Below are 1,408 nucleotides of genomic sequence, written 5' to 3'. Positions count from 1 at the left end.
TAGTACTGCAACGGTGTTTGGCGTGACTGGTAGCCAGGCTGGTCGTTGGTCAGGTTATGGGTGGGCTCTTTGGTGATGTGAGGGTGTGGGCGGCGGGTCTGGGTGAGGTGCATGAGCGGTTCGTGCACCGGTTTGCCCGATCGGAGCCGCGTGAGTCGGCACTGGCGTATATGCGGGGGCTGGTATCTCCGCTGGAGCGGAAGAACGGCTGGACGCTCGCGGAGGAAGCAGGACATGGGGGCCCGGACCGTATGCACCGGCTGCTGAACCGGTGCGATTGGGACGCCGATGAAGTCCTCGACGACGTCCGTGACTATGTGGTCGAGCATCTCGGCGACCCCGGAGCGGTCCTGATCGTGGACGACACCGGCTTCCTGAAGAAGGGCGTCCGGTCCGCCGGCGTCCAGCGCCAATACTCGGGAACAGCGGGCCGCACGGAGAATTGTCAGGTCGGTGTCTTCCTCGCCTATGCCGGCGAACGTGGCCGCACATTGATCGACCGCCGCTTGTATCTGCCGACGTCATGGACCGATGACCGGGAACGGTGCCGGGCCGCGGGCATCGAGGACACAGTCGGCTTCGAGACGAAGGTGGTGATGGCCAAGGCGATGGTCCGCCGGGCGATCACGGAGAAGATTCCGTTCCGCTGGGTGACCGCGGACGCCGCCTACGGCTTCTCCAAGGGCTGGCGGACCGAGCTCGAGCGGGCGGATGTCTTCCACGTCATGGCCACCACCCGTCACGACACCGTCGTCTCCCGATGGGCCATGGACCACCCCGTTCACGACCTGTTCAACGGCCTTGCGAGGCAGAAGTGGAAGCGCCGTTCCTGCGGAGTCGGCGCCCACGGCCCGCGGGTCTACGACTGGGCGAGGGTGGAGGTCCGGCCCTGGCACCGCGAGGACCGCCGGCACTGGGTGATCGCGCGCCGAAGCGTGAGCCGGCCCGATCAGATCTCCTACTACATCGCCTACTGCCCCGCCGAGACCACCCTCGACGAACTCATCCACGTCGCGGGCAGCCGGTGGGCGATCGAGGAATGCTTCCAGACCGCGAAACAGGAATGCGGCCTGGACGACTACCAAGTCCGCCGCTACCCAGGCTGGCACCGCCACATCACCCTCGCCATGGCCGCCCACGCCTGCCTCACCGTCCTGAAGGCCCGCGAGGCGGACGCAGGGAAAGCAGAAACGGATCCTCCCAGCTCATACCCCTCACTCTCCCCGAACTCCGGCGCCTGATCACCCGCCTGACCCACCGCCGAGCAGCACCCGTCGAACACGTCCTGCACTGGTCAAACTGGCGGCGCAGACGCCAGTTCCAGGCCCGCACCAGCCACTACAAACGACGCGGCCACACACCACCAGACGCCAACAAACCATCACGCCAAACACCGTTGCAGTACTAG

General features: G+C 66.2%; 1 protein-coding gene. It reads left to right on the top strand.

All coding sequences use genetic code 11. From position 1 onward, the window contains the following. Positions 1–56: 56 nt before the first annotated feature. Entirely contained in the window at positions 57–1,241 is a 1,185-nt protein-coding gene (locus ACIPYQ_RS41205; RefSeq protein ID WP_401259819.1) for an IS701 family transposase, read from the top strand. Positions 1,242–1,408 lie beyond the last annotated feature (167 nt).

The organism is Streptomyces sp. NPDC090045 (assembly GCF_044747975.1).
Classification (GTDB): Bacteria; Actinomycetota; Actinomycetes; order Streptomycetales; family Streptomycetaceae; genus Streptomyces.
This window is presented reverse-complemented; position numbering and strand designations above follow the sequence as displayed.

What these genes read in the sequence shown, in the direction of transcription:
- ACIPYQ_RS41205 (WP_401259819.1), top strand. Translation starts at nt 57, where the DNA reads ATGGGTGGGCTCTTTGGTGATGTGAGGGTGTGGGCGGCGGGTCTGGGT.